Genomic DNA, 16,600 nt, shown 5'->3' with positions numbered 1-16,600 from the left:
TTATGGAAGAAAACGAAGCACACAAAGAACCTACGGGACATAACGAGGCACCAAACCCATCGCAAGTACCCTCCGAAGAGTCTAAGGGTATACCTGCTGCCGAAGGAATATCGGCAGTACCAGAAGTTCCTGCCGTTCCCAATATTACGGCTCCAGAATCAGTTGGTAGCGATAATCTTGAGTTTAAAAGTCGATTGGATTTAACCGAGTTGCAGCGTAATGTTCAGAATATTCGCGATGAAATAGGTAAGGTCATTGTCGGACAGGCCGATATGATAGACATGCTTATTGCTTCCCTATTGGCCAAGGGACACTCTTTAATTGAAGGAGTTCCGGGTATTGCCAAAACGGTTTCCGCAAAGCTCTTGGCCAAAACAGCAGCCGTTGGGTTTAGCCGAATTCAGTTTACACCTGATCTCATGCCGAGTGATATTTTGGGAACTTCCGTTTTCAACCTTAAAAATTCAGAATTCGAATTCAAAAAAGGGCCTATTTTCTCAAATATGATCCTCATTGATGAAATTAACCGCGCACCCGCCAAAACACAGGCAGCATTGTTTGAGGTTATGGAAGAACGGCAAATTACGATGGATGGTGAGCGATACGAATTGGCACCACCTTTTATGGTTTTGGCCACACAAAACCCTGTAGAGCAAGAGGGTACGTATCGACTTCCAGAAGCTCAGTTGGATCGTTTTCTTTTCAAGATCAACGTATCTTACCCTAATCTCGATGAAGAAATTGAAATCCTTAACAGGGAGCACAACCTAGGTGGCGGCGCCAAGACCGAAACCATCAACTCATTTTTAACGGCATCCCAAATAGCCAACTATCAGGATTTGGTGTCTAAGGTGTATATCGAAAAACATTTGCTTTCGTATATCGCACAAATTATTGTTGCTACCCGAAACAACCAATTCCTCTACCTTGGAGCATCACCTAGGGCATCTATTGCCATATTGAAAGCAAGTAAGGCGTTTGCTGCTATGAGCGGAAGGGATTTTGTAACTCCGGAAGACATAAAGAAGGCTGCTATTCCTGTTTTGCACCATAGGGTTATTGTTACCCCAGAACGCGAAATGGAAGGGCTTACCAGCGACAATATTATTAAACAGATTATTGAAGTAACGGAGATTCCAAGATAAATGAGATGGGCATACCATTATAAGACGAATACACATTGCATTGAAGTTATTTAAACCCTTTTACATACAACCGCTTTTCTTTTATGCCAACGTAGGTGTAATAGTGCTATTTGTACTTAGCTATTTCGTGCCAATGCTGTTTGGCATTGCGCAAATGGCAATTGTTGCCATAGTCATTATTTTCCTGGCCGATATTCTTTTTCTTTTCGTTGGAAAAAAGCGCATTGAAGGAGAACGTGTCCTACCGGAGAAATTCTCAAATGGAGACTCAAATACCATTGCCATAAACTTACAGAACAACTATCCTTCAAGGATTTTCTGTGAGATTATTGATGAGGTCCCGGTTCAATTTCAGAAAAGGGATTTTAAGATAAAGACCAGTATTTCCCCGAGGGATAAAATGACCCTTCAATACAGCCTCACGCCAAATGATCGTGGTGAATATCATTTTGGTAATTTGAACGTATACGCCATATCCCGGTTGGGCTTTGTGGCAAAAAGGTTCCGTTTCAGTAGTAATGAAATGGTCAAGAACTACCCTAGTTTTAAACAATTAAAACGTTTTGAACTCATTAATGTAAACCGTAACTCCCATGAAATTGGTTTGAAAAAGGTACGTCGTGTGGGGCACAGTATGGAATTCGAGCAAATCAAGGATTATGTTATTGGGGATGACCTTAGAACCATAAACTGGAAAGCCACGGCCAAGAAAAACAGTCTAATGGTAAATATGTTCCAGGATGAGAAATCACAGCCTATTTACTGTTTAATAGATAAAGGGCGGTCCATGAAAATGCCATTTAACGGATTGAGCCTTTTAGACTATGCTATAAATTCTTCCCTGGTCATTAGTAATATTGTGTTGCGAAAACACGATAAAGCAGGAATGCTTTCCTTTTCCAAAAAGGTAGAGAATGTAGTGGTAGCAGATAGAAGGAGCCATCAGATGCAACTAATATTGGAGTCCTTGTATAATGTGAAAACCGATTTTTTCGAAACGGATTTTAGTAGGCTATATACCCACATTAAGCAGCATATTACGCATAGGAGCCTATTGCTTTTATATACCAACTTCGAGACCATGGATGGATTGGAAAGGCAACTACCCTATCTTAAAGCCTTAGCAAAAAACCACCTTTTGGTCGTAATCTTTTTCAAAAACACCGAGCTTACCAAGCTTATAGATAATCCGGCAGAAACTTTGAGGGAGGTGTATGACAAGGTAATTGCAGAGAAGTTTGCTTTTGAAAAAAGACTTATCGTAAACCAGTTAAAAAAATACGGGATTTATTCCATCTTGACCTCACCGGAGGATCTCACTGTAAACACCCTGAATAAATATTTGGAGATCAAAGCACGAGGATTGCTTTAAGCGTTACATTTTTGTTCTTGAATCGTCTTTTTTCTGATGGCTGTCCTGCATATTATAGACCGACTAAAAACCAAGAAGACCTTCGTTCTACTCTATTGGTTAACAAAAGTATCCCTAGGATTAGGGTTTATTCTCTCAGGATTACGGAAAATGCCCGGTGTCAAGTTTACTGCCATAGGAATTGATAATCCAATTGGACTCTTTTTTGAAGGCATGTACCAAACGGGATTTTATTGGAATTTTATCGGCTATTTTCAAATAGCTGTCGGAATACTTCTTGTCTCACCATGGTTAAGGAGGCTATCCCCTATTTTGGCCTTCCCCGTTACTTTCAATATATTCTTGGTATCTGCCTCACTACATATGAGAGGCACACCCATCATTACAAGTGCCATGGTATTGGGTAATATCTTCCTATTGATTTGGCATAGTAGAAGTTACCTACCCATATTTCAGAAAAACAACGCAAAATAACAGTTGGGTATTGGAATTTGACAATTGGGACATTCTTTGTTTCCAAAAATTTCAATTCTTTTCACTTTTGAAGTGTAAAAATCAAAACATACACTTTAAAACACCATATTATGAAAACTATTTTAACTACTGTCGCCCTTTTTATTTCAAGCTTACTACTAAATGCACAATCTGATGCTATAGCCACTGAACATGCTGATAGCGAAGGAACCACTATAACTGTTACCGTTCCGGTACCTGGGACTGGAGGAAAAGTGATTGCGGGTCTTTACAACGAAAGCACCTTCATGAAAGCAGCACCTTTACAAGGACTGGAAAGTGAAATCGTTGATGGAAAGGCTACCGTTACCTTTGTAAATGTAACTCCGGGCACCTACGGTATTACGCTATTCCACGATAAAAACGACAACAAACAAATGGATTTTGAACCTAATGGAATGCCCAAAGAAATGTATGGTGTTTCTAACAATGCTATGAGCTACGGCCCGCCGCAATGGAGCGATGCCAAATTTGAAGTAGCCCATGAACCTATTACACTGGAAATAAGATTATAACCACCAATTACCTCCTCGCGAAACCAACAACCTTAGCAACCCTAAGGTTGTTTTTCATTATAGAGGTATTCTAAAATTATATGATTCATTATAGATTTCATCGATACAGTTTCCTAACTTTGTAGTAAACCTATCCACCATGACCATAACACAACTCAAATATGTGCTAGCAGTTGCCGAACACAAAAATTTTACCAAAGCGGCACAAAAGACCTTCGTAACGCAGCCCACGCTGAGTATGCAAATTCAAAAGTTGGAAGAGGAATTGGACATTCTCATTTTCGATCGCAGTAAGAAGCCGATTGAATTAACGGCTGTGGGGCATAAAATTGTGACCCAGGCCAAAAGTATCGTAAACGAGGCCGAACGTATGCAGGATGTGGTAGATCAGGAAAAAGGGTTTATAGGTGGAGAGTTTAAATTAGGTATTATCCCAACCATTATGCCTACACTACTCCCAATGTTCTTGAAAACTTTCACCGTACGTTATCCCAAAGTACAATTAAAGATAGAAGAGCTAACCACAGATGAAATAATTACCAAGTTATTGGACGGACATATCGATGCTGCCATTGCAGCTACCCCACTCTATCAAGAAAAAATAAAAGAAAGACCGCTCTATTATGAGCCTTTTGTAGGATACATTCCCGAAAGTCACCGTTTGTATAGCAAAGAACAGATTGAAACCTCTGACCTGGAAATTGATGATATATTGTTATTGGAAGATGGGCACTGTTTTCGGGATGGGGTCATTAATATCTGCAAGGCATCTAAGCTGGCCAACGGTGATACATTTCAATTGGAAAGCGGAAGTTTCGAAACCCTGATTAAATTAACCCATGAAGGATTGGGCATGACCTTATTGCCCTTTTTGCATACGTTAGATGTCCCTGAAGGGCAAAGGAAGCACCTAAAGTTTTTTAAGGAGCCATCTCCAGCACGGGAAGTAAGCCTTATTTACAATAAGAGCGAGTTAAAAATGCAGATCGTAAACGCATTGTACGATGTAGTGGCCGGAATTGTAAGGGGAGCGATTCGATTTCAGGACGTAAAGATCATAAGTCCCATAAAATAAGAAAAGCCTCCGTTGGGAGGCCTTCTTTTATTCTTTTAAATAAATTAAACATTGATTTAATTGGGGGTTCTGCTGGATGAGGGAGTTAACCCAAATTTTCAACTCCTCAATTTCATGAGGAAGTAATCTTTTCATCGCTTTCTTCAACTCCTTGCAGAACAGGTTTACATCAAAGCTAACTTTCTTGAGGACGGCCTTGGTGTAATCAAACATTGCTCTAGCCATAGTTATTAATTAGAGTTAGGTTACGTAGTTATTTCTAATAAGCGTGAGATTTAAAATTTGATGTTTAAATATAGCTAAAAATTATCAAACAAATTTTACCCTTTGGAAAATTCCTACGTTAAAGTGTGTTAAAAATTATCCCCATCGAGTAGATCGCCCAATCCTCCTAAGATACTCCCTTCTCCTTTGTCTTTTCCTCCACCCCTTGGTGCCGATGCCCAAACCCGTTTTGCCAGACGGCTAAAGGGCAAAGATTGTACGTAAACGGTCCCCGGTCCCGTAAGGGTTGCGAAGAATAAGCCTTCACCACCAAACAGGGTGTTTTTAATCCCGCCCACAAACTCTATATCGTAGTCTACGGTCTGATCGAAACCAATAATGCAGCCCGTATCCACTTTCATGGTTTCACCAGCAGCCAATTCCTTAACCGCAGTAGTTCCCCCAGCGTGAACAAAGGCCATACCGTCCCCTTCTAATTTCTGCATGATAAATCCCTCTCCTCCAAAAAGCCCGCGACCCAGTTTCTTTGAAAATTCAATCCCCACGGATACACCTTTGGCAGCACATAAGAATGCATCTTTTTGACAGATGAACTTATTGCCAAACTTTGAAAGATCAATAGCAATGATCTTCCCGGGGTACGGAGAGGCAAAACTCACCTGCTTCTTTCCCATACCCGTATTGTAAAAGGCTGTCATAAACAAGCTTTCCCCGGTCAAAAGGCGCTTACCCGCGCCAAATATTTTGCCCATCACGCCTGAGGTTTTTTTAGAACCATCACCAAAGATGGTTTCCATTTGTATGCCATTGTCCATCATCATAAAACTTCCTGCTTCGGCAACTACGCCTTCGTTGGGATCGAGTTCAATTTCTACATATTGCATTTCTTCACCATAAATGGTGTAGTCTATTTCGTGTGCTGTCATGTCGTTGTGATTTTTTAGGTTTGAAAACAACTATTGGTAGCAAAGCAAAAGGTTCTGTTACAGGTGAACAGACAGATATACAATCTTTTTCTAATTACTGCAATACCCTACTAATTTGAACAATGGGTCGGATATTGGTATAGTTAGGGATGTCGCCCGTGATCTCTTCAGCATGTGGTCCAAACGAATTTTGATACTCCAAAAGCGTATCGAAATAAAGATAACCGATGGCGAGGAAGGGAATAGACTCATCTGGTGTTCGGCCTCCCAATCCTTCGTCGATAGCTATCTTTTTTAGGGAGTCACCAAATAATTCTTCGAGCATGGGCATATGTTTTTGGGAATAGTAGTCCATGTCGAAAGTTTTTCCGTCTGCATTGGGATAGAGAATCGTCACTTTTATCATGCCTTTTTCGGAAGTGGCGGTATTGTTTTGGCAGCTCGTTACAAGGGTGAAAGCCAAAAGGAAAAAGAGTGCAGTTTTTATGTTCATGGCGTTTTGAATTTTACGGTGGTTAAAGAGATTTCTAACATATTCTTCACTGAAATCATAAGCTCCAAGAAGAAACAATCATATCGGGAACGTTATGACAAGTCCATTTTCATTTTATCTAAAGTGGGTCGAATCAGTATAAGATAAAGGAGTATAGGTATTCCAAAAATAATTAAATCCTTTTGGGCCGTCAGCAAATAAAAAGCAGTGCCTTCAAGAATAGCCCATCTCACTATGGATGCAGTTTGATACGCTGTGAAATTTTCCTCTATATCCAATGAACGATCCAATTTTTTCAATTGATGCCTAAACAAAAAGTTGCTTAGTATGTAGGCCGCAAAAGGAACTAACACATACAAAATTGACGGTGAATCAATAGTTGGCAGCTTAAAATTGGTCAATGCATCCATTCCACCTAACATAATATAGGCTAAGATTGCGCCAGCACATAATGCCAGATGAATGAGCTGGATTACTCTAAGTTTTTCTTTCATTTTTTCAAAGTATTGAATTTCAATTTAATAGTATTTCATTCTGAATAAAAGAAGGTATTGCCCCATATTATCTTCCCCCAGGAGGGCAATGTTTCCTAAGGTAATTGGTGTACAAGGTCGACAAGTGTTCGAAAGTCCCCTCACCTTCACTAATCCCATGGGTACGATTGGGATACGGCATAAACTGAAATTGTTTGTTGTGCTTAATTAGCTCATTCACCAATAATTCGGCGTTCTGGTAATGCACATTGTCATCGCCTGTTCCATGAATATACAGTAGATTTCCCTCAAGGTGCTTGGCATAGGTTATTGGAGAACCGTTAATGAAATCTTCCTTGTTTTCCTGAGGAAGCCCCATATAACGCTCTTGATAAATATTATCGTAGGTTAATTGGTTGGCTACTGCAGCTACCGAGATTCCCGTTTTGTATATATCAGGATGTTTAAACAGCAAATTAAGGGTAGCAGAGCCTCCTCCACTCCAGCCCCAAACCGCTATGCGCTCCGGATCTACAAAGTCCCATTTTAATATCTCTTTGGCTGCCATTGCCTGATCTTCAATATTAATGACCCCAATGTTGCGGTATATGGACTTCCGCCATTCACGCCCCTTCGGAGCAGGCGTCCCTCTATTGTCCAATGAAATGTAGATATACCCGTCATCTGCCATATTCCCTCGATACAGGAAGTTTCTACCGGCATTGTAGGTGTCATTTACCGTGGTGGCAGCTGGTTCGGAATATACATAAAACACAACAGGATACTTTTTGGTCGGATCAAAATCAGTTGGCTTTACCATCCATCCATCCATTTCAACATTGCTAGCTGTCGTAATAGTAAAAAACTCTGTACTAGGTGCTTCTTCCTTATCTTTTAGTTGACTTGCAATACTCTCTTCCGTGTTAAGAGGGGTATGATCGGCAACGCTTATAAATTCACTCAATCTAGGGGTATGGTGATTGGTAAAGCCATGATACGCATGGGAACCATCTGGCGAAAAATGATAATCATGGGTTCCTTGCAAACTTTTGGGCGTGACCAATTCATTTTTCCCTTTTCCGTTCAGTTTGGTCCTATAAAGGTACTTTTGCGTGGGATTATCCGGGGAGGCCAAATAATATACATAACCTTTATTTAGGTTGATATGTTTTAGGTCGATCACATCAAACTCCCCTTTCGTAATAGGCGTTTCTGGTTTGCCTTCTAAGGAAATCTGGTAAAGATGTTTCCAGCCGTCTTTTTCAGAAGTCCAAAGAATGCTCTTACCGTCCTTCATGAAATTGAACCCATTGGTATAATCTATGGCATATGGATTTCCCATTCTAAAAAGGTCTACCCAAGCTTTGTCCGATTCTTCAAAAACAACCTCGGGGCTCTTTCCATTAGAAGCAGCCCGATACAACTTACTATGGTTTTGTTTGCGGTTTAACTGTTGAATAAGAAGGTCATTGGTATTCGGAACAAATTCCATTCTTACCAGGTAATGTTGGGATGGATCCCCAGGCACATCGATCCATTTGGTTTTAGCGTCGGCTACTGTTACCACTCCTACCCTACATGCAGAAGGCGTTTCACCCACTTTGGGATACTCTAAGGGAACCAATTCAGAATAAATGGCATTGGTATTATTTATCATGTGAAACTTCTTGATGTCACTGGCGTCTATCTGCCAATAGGCTATCGACTTGCTATCTGGACTCCAACGAAAACCATCACGGCAGAAGAACTCTTCCTCATAAGCCCAATCGAACGTGCCATTAATTAAAGAAACACTTCCATTGGTAGTTAATGCCGTAACTACACTGCTTGCATAATCTTCGACGTATAAATTATTCATAGACACATAAGCTATTGAATTTCCATCCGGTGAAAATTTTGCAAACATTAAAGTAGAAGGCTCCAAAGAGGTACCCAATTGTTTTAGTTGATTGGTTTTAAAGTCGTATACCCAATAGTCCCCCTTGGTATTGAGTCTCCAAACCCGTTTGGTATTGGTGAACAAAAGTACCTTTTGCCGATCTGAAGAGAATGAATAATGTGCAACTCGTAGTGGTTCCGATTGCCCTTGCGGTGTAAGTTGTTCTTTATTAATTACGGTACTCACTGCCAAATTACTGAGCTTAATACTTTGTAACTCATTATTCTTTAGGGTGTAATAGGAATCTCCCTCGTTAGTCCAGGTTATTTGGGATTGAGCAATCGTACTGATTATTAAAATACAGATCAGTAATGCTCTTTTTAAGAGTTTAAAATAGGAAACAATTACATTTTTAGAGGGTTTCATAAATAGTCGGTTTTGGTTGTACAAAGTATTATTATGTCCTGATTGCGAGGACTGCATTTAATGTCTATTCATCACATAAAGTTAGCACCCTGATTATTTGAACAGCTTTTCCTTGTTCAAATAATTACCTTTAATTGCCCTTGCGCTTTACTGTCCATTCAAACTCGAACTCCGATACTACATCCCCTGCGGCATCTTTACCCACTGCTTTCATCCAACAGGTTATACCTTCACCAGTCTCAACTGTTCTTTGAATGGCTTCCTTAATCTTGAGCCCGTCTTCGCATAAAAATGTAATTCTCCCTTTCGCCTTTTTGGTAAATGTCGCCTTATTATTGGCTACAAGCATGGACACCCTTGTATTGCTTTCCTTAATACACGACATGACCAAGGCCCCTGTACTCAATTCTGCTGCCATACCCTGTACTGCCCAAAACATGGATTTAAAAGGATTCTGATTAATCCATTTGTGCTTAACCGAAGTTACACAATGCGTTTCTGAAATCTCCTTGGCCCGCACCCCTGTAAAGTAAGCAGCGGGCAATTTAACTAGGGTGAACTTATTGATTTGAGACGGTTTTAGTGGCATAGATAAAGGCTTTGCACGAAGATATTCCATTATTCGGTAGTAATGAAACCCAAAATAGATTTGTGCAATCTTTTACTGATAAACAGATAGTTAGCATATTTAATTTGTTAACTTTTTGTTAAAATTTAGTACTATGCGTAACATAATACCTGACTTTAGACATATATTTGCATAAGAAAATAATAGACAATGGAAACTACTCCGACCGAAAATCATAAAAATGTAGCTGCTGCCATGCATCTTTCCACCTTTGCCAAGTACATATTTCCACTCGGTAATTTTTTGGCTCCATTATTATTATGGACCACCAATAAGGACAAACCATTTGTAAGGGAGCACGGAAGACAGGCGATCAACTTTCAGTTAAGTATCTTATTATATACATTGGGTATTGGGATTGTTTGCCTACCCTTCTTCGTGATTTTCGCATCGGACTTTACTGGTCTTGTAGAGGTATTAGACGACCACATTCATGAAGTTACTGTACACAATGTGCGGAACTTGTCCGGTTACCTTACCCTATTCCTGGTTATAGCCGTATTGCTTTTTGGAATTTTCGTTTTCGAACTGTACTGCGTTATCCAAGGAACATTGCATGCCAACCAAGGTAAATTATATAAGTATCCATTAAGCATTCAATTCATCAAGTTGGATGAAGAGGAACAAGAAAAAGAATCACAATCATCTATAAATCAATCAGAAAATGAGCACGTTAGTTAAATTAATCATGGCCCTAGTCCTCAATATTGTCTCGCATGGCAATATCGATACAAATATCGATACCGCGGTGCACAGCCAAACGATCGAGGGCAAGTATACTGTACAGCAACTCAACCCTCATTACATTATTACGAGAGACGAAATGTTGTCTCAGTTAAACTAATCTACAGTACGTATGAAAATCGAAAACACAAAAGCACAAATGCGAAAAGGGGTACTGGAGTACTGTATCCTTTCCATCCTAAAAGATGGGGAGGCCTACACCAGTGATATCCTGGAGACCCTTAAGGACGCAAAAATGCTAGTGGTAGAGGGAACCATATACCCTTTGCTAACCCGCTTAAAGAATGCAGGGTTGCTAAACTACCGCTGGGAAGAGTCCTCCAGTGGGCCACCGCGCAAGTATTACGAACTTACCGAAACGGGGAAATTATTTTTGAAAGAATTAAACACTACTTGGAGTGAATTACAACAAGCAGTAAATCGTGTAACCAGCTCAACCACTACAAAATGAACAAAACAGTTAATATAAACCTTGCAGGTACTTTTTTCCACATCGATGAAGATGCATTTGGAAAACTACAACGCTATCTGGAGGCCATTCGTAAATCACTGAGTGATCCACAAGGGAGCGATGAAATCATTAAAGACATCGAAGCCCGTATTGCAGAACTTTTTTCTGAGAAACTAGAAAAAAGCACGCAAGTGGTTACCCTTAAAGAACTGGACGAGGTTATTACCGTTATGGGACAACCCGAAGATTATATGGTGGATGAGGAAATTTTTGAAGATGCCCCACCTAGGGCACAAAAACGTAGATCCCACTCTTCCCACAAACAATTGTTTAGGGATGAAGACCGTAAATTTATTGGTGGTGTTTCAGCTGGATTAAGTCATTATTTAGGGCTTGATGCGGTATGGGTACGTCTTATCTGGATACTTCTTACGTTATTTTCAAGTGGTTTCTTTATTGTAGTATATATCCTTTTCTGGATCCTTGTACCCGTAGCACAAACCACGTCCGAAAAACTAAAAATGACTGGAGAGCCCATAAATATCTCCAACATCGAAAAAAAGTTTAAGGAAGGATATGAAAATGTCTCCGAAAAAGTAAAAAACGTAGACTATGACAAATACGGGAATAAAGTAAAAAGCGGTACGACTGGTTTTTTCGATACGCTCGGTAGTGTCCTTCTTACCCTATTTAACATATTTGTCAAGTTCTTTGCAGCGATTTTAGTCTTCGTGGCGATCGTTACCCTAATCAGTTTGGTTATTTCCCTATTCTTTGCCGGTTCGGTAGATATTTGGGGACATGGCGACCTTATAGAATTCTATGACCTAGGTAGTACATCTAATGCTCCATTATGGTTGGTGTCTTTACTTACACTGTTTGCAGTGGGAATTCCTTTCTTTGGATTATTGATCCTTGGATTGAAATTACTGATCAAGAACCTGAAGTCTATAGGCACACCTGCCAAGGTCATCCTCTTTGTTCTTTGGTTAGCTTCCCTTATCGGATTGGGTATATTCGGAATTCGTCAAGCTACCGAAAGAGCTTTCGATGGAGAATTTACCAGCGAATATGCGTTACCCGTAAAAGCTGGGGATACGCTGAACCTAAAAATGGTTTCCAACGAAAACTATGAATACGATGCACGCAGAAGAGGAAGGCTTACCATAGAATATGATGAGAACGACCAAAAAATACTGTATTCAACAGATGTTCGACTCATTGTAAGATCGACCTCAGATTCCGTAGGGCGTCTGGTAATCGAAAAAAGAGCCGAAGGTAGTGATTACCTTTCTGCAAAAGAGCGCGCTCAGGCCATTGATTATAATTATGACTTCGATGGCGAAACGCTTGCACTTAATGCCTACCTCACTACCGATGTAGCCAACAAACTGCGCGATCAGGAAATTGAAGTTATTGTGTACTTGCCTATAGGAACTATTCTTTATGCCGATGACAATACGTACACATTCCACAGAAATGATTCTTACTACAGGGATATCTTGGATAATGGAGATGAAGAAAAGTACTTAATCATTGAGGATGGGCAAACACGTTGCTTGGATTGTCCGGAAGAGGATGAGTTCGATTCCACAAATGGTAAGGAAAGAGAATCATGGGAAAATGACTGGGAAGAGGAAGATGGATTCTATGTTAAGGATGAAAACGGCGACTTTATTAAGGTGAACAGAAATGGAGTCAAAATATTGGATAGCGACGGTGATAAAATTATCATAGATAAAAATGGAATCGATATTGAAACCACAGACGATAACGATACATTAAAAGTTAAAATTGGAAATTAAAAATATAGAAAGCATGAAATCAATCAAAATCATAGCCCTTGCGAGTTTAGCAATAGTAGCATCTGCCTGCAATTTCGACTTCAACTTTGGTCAAACCAACGGAAATGGCAATGTACAAGTAGAGGAACGTCGCGTCGAAGGTGACTTCACAGAAGTAAGGGGAAGTGCAGGTCTCGATGTATACCTGACCGAAGGAGACGAGGAAAAAATTGTTGTTGAAGCAGATGAAAACCTACATGACCTTATTGAAACCGAAATAGTTAATGGCGAATTGAGGGTAGGCGTAGCTTCTGGACAGAATATTGGTAGAGCTAAAGCTAAGAAAGTACATGTAACCTATACTACCCTAACATCCATAAGTGCCTCAAGTGGTTCCGATGTGATAGGGAATTCAGTTATAAAGAATGAAACCCTAGAGCTAAGCAGTAGCAGTGGTGCAGATTTGGAAGTAGAAATTTTTGCCAAGGAAGTAGTAGCTGATGTAAGTAGTGGGGCCGACCTTAAAGTTTCGGGAAGGGCTACCAACTTAATTGCCGAAGCATCCAGTGGTAGTGATTTAAAAGCCAAGGATCTGGAAGTAAAGACCTGCAGGGCAAAAGCATCTAGTGGTGCCGACATTGTAGTGAACGTACGTGATGAGATTAACGGACGTGCTTCCAGTGGTGGTGATATACGCTACTACGGTAATCCAACTGCAGTTTCAGTAAAAGATGGCGCATCTGGCAGTGTGCGCAAAATGTAAAACAACCAATCAATAAAAGGAGCTAACCACCTTTTATAAAACCCCTTAGTGAAGTCCATAGCACTTTGGGGTTTTCCCTTTTTAAAAACAAAAATATGAAACCACTTACCTTACTAAGCCTAGTCCTAATAATAAGCACTGTAACCCTTCACGCTCAGCATGAAGTATCTGAAGAATTACAGCTCACATTTATGAAGAAAGATAGCATCCTTTTCGATGAAGGTTTCAACAAGTGCAATCTTACCTTACTGGAAACCCAGCTCACCACCGATCTTGAATTCTACCATGATATTGGAGGGCTGTCGGACAAACAAGGTTTTTTGGACGCCATGGCCAAGAACATTTGCGGCAATCCAACTAGAACGTACCAGCGGAAACTGGTTCCGGAAAGTGTGGAGTTATATCCACTATACAATAACGGAGAATTGTATGCCATGATACAACGTGGTAAACATGAGTTCTTTGCTAAGGAAAAAGGTACCACAGAGTTTGTTAAAACGGGTTCTGCCCTATTTTCGTCCATGTGGATTTTGGAACATGGGAAATGGCTCTTAAAGAGGGCCTATAGCTATCACCACGGTCCAGAATAAAAAAAGCCGAAGCATACGCTTCGGCCTTTATTTTATATTTAAAGCTTCTTAGGCTTCAACTGTCTCTTTACTTTCAACAGTAGCCAAATAACGCTCAGCATCTAAGGCTGCCATACAGCCTGTTCCGGCTGCGGTTACGGCTTGACGGTATTCCTTATCCTGAACATCTCCACTCGCGAATACCCCAGGCTTATTGGTTTTGGTCGATTTGCCTTCGGTAATAATATAACCCGTATCATCCATGTCTATTTGACCCTTGAATATATCTGTATTGGGTTTGTGCCCAATGGCAACAAACAATCCTGTTATGGCAATCTCCTCTTTCTCTCCAGTTACATTATTCTTCATTCTTAGGCCTTCCACTACCATATCACCCAATACCTCATCTACTTCGGTATTATATCTTAGGTCTATGTTTTTAGTAGCTGTCACCCTATGTTGCATTGCCTTGGAAGCTCGCATTTCGTCACGACGTACCAACATGGTCACTTTATTACAAATATTGGCTAGGTAGGTTGCCTCCTCGGCGGCGGTATCTCCCCCTCCAACGATAGCTACATCCTGTCCTTTGTAGAAGAACCCATCGCAAACCGCACAGGCAGATACTCCCCCTCCACGTAATCTCTGTTCACTTTCTATTCCCAAATACTTGGCGGTCGCGCCTGTTGAGATGATCACGGTTTCAGCTTCCAATTCCGTTTTACCATCTACGGTAACCTTATGAATTCCTCCTACTTCATCACTCAACTCCACAGCAGTAACCATACCAATTCGAACCTCCGTTCCAAAACGTTCGGCCTGCTGTTGTAATTGTACCATCATAGTAGGTCCATCGATCCCTTCGGGATATCCAGGGAAATTATCAACTTCGGTGGTCGTAGTTAACTGTCCACCGGGCTCCATTCCCGTATACATAATGGGTTTAAGATCTGCTCGTGCTGCATAAATAGCCGCAGTATATCCAGCGGGTCCAGACCCGATAATCAAACATTTTATTCTTTCAATTGTTTCTGACATAACACAAAATATCTTCAGTAAAGTATTAGACTGTAAAAGTAGTAACTTTAGGTAAAACCTTACATTAAAGTTATTAAGAAAAACAATGGTGTTATTAATAACCGTTATGATCTTCTCCTCGGGAAAAAACGTCCTGTCCTTTCCATATAACCTTTATATGCTACAAAACGCTCCTTGAGCAAACGTTCCTCATAATTGCTTTTGTAAAAGAGGACGATCCAAAGCACAAAAGTGACCAACAACTTAAAAATGGATAACTGATAGAGTGCATAGGATAACATAGAAAGGATGATGCCTGCATAAATCGGGTGCCTAATATATTTATAAATCCCGGTCGAAATAAGTGAGGAATTCGATTTTGGAGAGGGAAAGGGGGTTAAATTCTCGTTTAAATTTAGGATACCGAAAAAGACGATCACAATACCCATTGCAATGCATCCAATAAGAACGTAACAGGCCCATAGGGGTAAATGAGTAGTGATTAAATCCCATTCCATCCCAAAATAGGCAGCAAAAAGCAAGAATTGTGCAATAACAAAAAGGACGTCCTTTTTCAACAGTTCCAAAATTTGAAGGATCAAAAATAACCAAAATTTGTTTAACTATGAATGTAGTATTCCCTCATAAATATTGGGTGATACACCCTAGTAATCCCCTAGAATAGCATCCTAGTATTTGCCCTATAAAACATCCACTCATCGAAAACACATTTTTGTGTATAGATGATTATTCATAATCTATAGATATTCAATTTTGGAAATAGCATTACCCAAAATGTATTTTCAAAAAATGACCCAAGTCTGAACAAATATTGATCGTTTTACCTACGGAAATCACTAGTATGGTGCTAACCATTATTCTAATATGCTTACAATTTGTAACAGTAATTGCACTGATATACTGGCTTGTGGGTATTGGAAAGCAAAATGTGGCGTTTAAAAAGGACTTGAATGAAGGAGCCGACAAAAGAAAGAAAGACTTCTTTGAAGAAGAATAAATCGAAGGCGTTCCATTTCTAAGTATATTCAAATTCTAGGGATCCAAAAGGTTTCATCCATGCGAAATCCAACTTTATTGAGATTTCATTTTATTTATGACAGCTTACCTTGTTGAACTCCGTAAAATGATTATTTTTGCTGACGATTTTTTCGATGTTATTATCGAATAATTAAGGATCGGGATGTGGCGCAGTCCGGTTAGCGCATCCCGCTAAAGCGGGAGAATCGCGGATGAAAGAATGAATTATGTAGTCTATATATTGTTCAGTGACATCTTGGAAAAATACTATGTCGGTTATACCAGGGATCTGGAGGAACGAATGCAACGGCATAATGCAGGGAGAAGTAAATTTACCTCAAAAGGAGTGCCTTGGAGGCTAATAAAAACATACCCTTGCAATGATCGAGTGGAAGCAGTTCGACTTGAGAAAAAAATAAAGAAACGAGGAGCAAAAAGATTCCTCGATGAGAATTAGAGTACGGGATGTGGCGCAGTCCGGTTAGCGCACACGCCTGGGGGGCGTGGGGTCGCAGGTTCAAATCCTGTCATCCCGACAAACCACTTTCAAGTGGTATCAAAGCA

21 protein-coding genes and 1 tRNA gene are annotated in these 16,600 nt (G+C 40.2%); 14 read left to right on the top strand and 8 right to left on the bottom strand.

The window, feature by feature from the left end; translation table 11 throughout:
* The first annotated feature begins 2 nt into the window (after nucleotides 1–2).
* The 5 genes from AC6JAD_RS12095 to AC6JAD_RS12075 all read left to right on the top strand — a co-directional run bounded on the left by AC6JAD_RS12095 (nucleotide 3) and on the right by AC6JAD_RS12075 (nucleotide 4,620).
* Complete coding sequence (locus AC6JAD_RS12095) at nucleotides 3–1,145, top strand: AAA family ATPase (RefSeq protein WP_461303459.1); 1,143 nt, start codon at nucleotides 3–5, stop codon at nucleotides 1,143–1,145.
* A gap of 40 nt (nucleotides 1,146–1,185) precedes the next feature.
* On the top strand, nucleotides 1,186–2,517 hold the full coding sequence (locus AC6JAD_RS12090) for a DUF58 domain-containing protein (protein WP_461303458.1): 1,332 nt from the start codon (nucleotides 1,186–1,188) through the stop codon (nucleotides 2,515–2,517).
* Between the two features lie 36 nt (nucleotides 2,518–2,553).
* Nucleotides 2,554–2,991: a hypothetical protein gene (locus AC6JAD_RS12085; RefSeq protein WP_461303457.1), complete on the top strand. Its 438-nt coding sequence runs from the start codon at nucleotides 2,554–2,556 to the stop codon at nucleotides 2,989–2,991.
* A 110-nt stretch (nucleotides 2,992–3,101) separates the two neighbouring features.
* Complete coding sequence (locus AC6JAD_RS12080; protein ID WP_461303456.1) at nucleotides 3,102–3,545, top strand: DUF2141 domain-containing protein; 444 nt, start codon at nucleotides 3,102–3,104, stop codon at nucleotides 3,543–3,545.
* A 139-nt stretch (nucleotides 3,546–3,684) separates the two neighbouring features.
* On the top strand, nucleotides 3,685–4,620 hold the full coding sequence (locus AC6JAD_RS12075) for a hydrogen peroxide-inducible genes activator (protein WP_461303455.1): 936 nt from the start codon (nucleotides 3,685–3,687) through the stop codon (nucleotides 4,618–4,620).
* Between the two features lie 27 nt (nucleotides 4,621–4,647).
* On the opposite strand, the gene AC6JAD_RS12070 is transcribed toward AC6JAD_RS12075, so the two are convergent.
* From AC6JAD_RS12070 to AC6JAD_RS12045, 6 genes are all read right to left on the bottom strand, one after another.
* Nucleotides 4,648–4,845 (bottom strand): hypothetical protein, encoded by a 198-nt coding sequence (locus AC6JAD_RS12070; RefSeq protein ID WP_272861766.1) that lies wholly within the window; start codon nucleotides 4,843–4,845, stop codon nucleotides 4,648–4,650.
* A gap of 128 nt (nucleotides 4,846–4,973) precedes the next feature.
* Complete coding sequence (locus AC6JAD_RS12065; protein ID WP_461303454.1) at nucleotides 4,974–5,771, bottom strand: TIGR00266 family protein; 798 nt, start codon at nucleotides 5,769–5,771, stop codon at nucleotides 4,974–4,976.
* 94 nt (nucleotides 5,772–5,865) lie between these two features.
* A complete protein-coding gene (locus tag AC6JAD_RS12060) occupies nucleotides 5,866–6,264 on the bottom strand; it encodes an EthD family reductase (protein ID WP_461303453.1) in 399 nt (132 codons plus the stop codon).
* A gap of 92 nt (nucleotides 6,265–6,356) precedes the next feature.
* A complete protein-coding gene (locus tag AC6JAD_RS12055; RefSeq protein WP_461303452.1) occupies nucleotides 6,357–6,758 on the bottom strand; it encodes an MFS transporter in 402 nt (133 codons plus the stop codon).
* Between the two features lie 67 nt (nucleotides 6,759–6,825).
* Nucleotides 6,826–9,042 (bottom strand): S9 family peptidase, encoded by a 2,217-nt coding sequence (locus tag AC6JAD_RS12050; RefSeq protein WP_461303451.1) that lies wholly within the window; start codon nucleotides 9,040–9,042, stop codon nucleotides 6,826–6,828.
* Nucleotides 9,043–9,172: 130 nt separating this feature from the next.
* Nucleotides 9,173–9,631, bottom strand: coding sequence for a DUF4442 domain-containing protein (locus tag AC6JAD_RS12045; protein WP_461303450.1), 459 nt, complete (start codon nucleotides 9,629–9,631; stop codon nucleotides 9,173–9,175).
* Nucleotides 9,632–9,820: 189 nt separating this feature from the next.
* Between AC6JAD_RS12045 and AC6JAD_RS12040 the strand changes: the two genes are divergently transcribed.
* From AC6JAD_RS12040 to AC6JAD_RS12015, 6 genes are all read left to right on the top strand, one after another.
* Nucleotides 9,821–10,351, top strand: coding sequence for a DUF4870 domain-containing protein (locus AC6JAD_RS12040; protein WP_461303449.1), 531 nt, complete (start codon nucleotides 9,821–9,823; stop codon nucleotides 10,349–10,351).
* Nucleotides 10,335–10,514 carry a hypothetical protein gene (locus AC6JAD_RS12035; RefSeq protein ID WP_461303448.1) on the top strand — a complete coding sequence of 60 codons (180 nt, stop codon included), beginning with the start codon at nucleotides 10,335–10,337 and terminating at the stop codon, nucleotides 10,512–10,514. Before AC6JAD_RS12040 ends, AC6JAD_RS12035 begins: the two co-directional genes overlap by 17 nt.
* A gap of 12 nt (nucleotides 10,515–10,526) precedes the next feature.
* Entirely contained in the window at nucleotides 10,527–10,865 is a 339-nt protein-coding gene (locus AC6JAD_RS12030; RefSeq protein WP_461303447.1) for a PadR family transcriptional regulator, read from the top strand.
* Nucleotides 10,862–12,670 (top strand): PspC domain-containing protein, encoded by a 1,809-nt coding sequence (locus AC6JAD_RS12025; RefSeq protein ID WP_461303446.1) that lies wholly within the window; start codon nucleotides 10,862–10,864, stop codon nucleotides 12,668–12,670. The genes AC6JAD_RS12030 and AC6JAD_RS12025 overlap by 4 nt, the downstream gene beginning before the upstream one ends.
* Nucleotides 12,671–12,683: 13 nt before the next feature.
* Complete coding sequence (locus tag AC6JAD_RS12020) at nucleotides 12,684–13,412, top strand: head GIN domain-containing protein (RefSeq protein ID WP_461303445.1); 729 nt, start codon at nucleotides 12,684–12,686, stop codon at nucleotides 13,410–13,412.
* A gap of 95 nt (nucleotides 13,413–13,507) precedes the next feature.
* The gene (locus tag AC6JAD_RS12015) at nucleotides 13,508–14,002 is read left to right on the top strand and encodes a DUF4440 domain-containing protein (protein WP_461303444.1); all 495 of its coding nucleotides are present in this window, start codon (nucleotides 13,508–13,510) and stop codon (nucleotides 14,000–14,002) included.
* 48 nt (nucleotides 14,003–14,050) lie between these two features.
* On the opposite strand, the gene trxB is transcribed toward AC6JAD_RS12015, so the two are convergent.
* Together trxB and AC6JAD_RS12005 are read right to left on the bottom strand one after the other, a co-directional pair.
* Nucleotides 14,051–15,019: a thioredoxin-disulfide reductase gene (trxB, locus tag AC6JAD_RS12010; protein WP_461303443.1), complete on the bottom strand. Its 969-nt coding sequence runs from the start codon at nucleotides 15,017–15,019 to the stop codon at nucleotides 14,051–14,053.
* Nucleotides 15,020–15,123: 104 nt separating this feature from the next.
* On the bottom strand, nucleotides 15,124–15,600 hold the full coding sequence (locus AC6JAD_RS12005; protein WP_461303442.1) for a methyltransferase family protein: 477 nt from the start codon (nucleotides 15,598–15,600) through the stop codon (nucleotides 15,124–15,126).
* Between the two features lie 260 nt (nucleotides 15,601–15,860).
* On the opposite strand from AC6JAD_RS12005, the gene AC6JAD_RS12000 reads away from it, so the two are divergent.
* The 3 genes from AC6JAD_RS12000 (at nucleotide 15,861) to AC6JAD_RS11990 (ending at nucleotide 16,572) form a co-directional block, all read left to right on the top strand.
* Nucleotides 15,861–16,016: a hypothetical protein gene (locus AC6JAD_RS12000; RefSeq protein WP_461303441.1), complete on the top strand. Its 156-nt coding sequence runs from the start codon at nucleotides 15,861–15,863 to the stop codon at nucleotides 16,014–16,016.
* Nucleotides 16,017–16,256: 240 nt separating this feature from the next.
* Nucleotides 16,257–16,493, top strand: coding sequence for a GIY-YIG nuclease family protein (locus tag AC6JAD_RS11995; protein WP_461303440.1), 237 nt, complete (start codon nucleotides 16,257–16,259; stop codon nucleotides 16,491–16,493).
* Between the two features lie 4 nt (nucleotides 16,494–16,497).
* Nucleotides 16,498–16,572 (top strand) — tRNA-Pro (locus tag AC6JAD_RS11990).
* Nucleotides 16,573–16,600 lie beyond the last annotated feature (28 nt).

This window comes from Aureisphaera sp., assembly GCF_059726885.1.
This window is presented reverse-complemented; position numbering and strand designations above follow the sequence as displayed.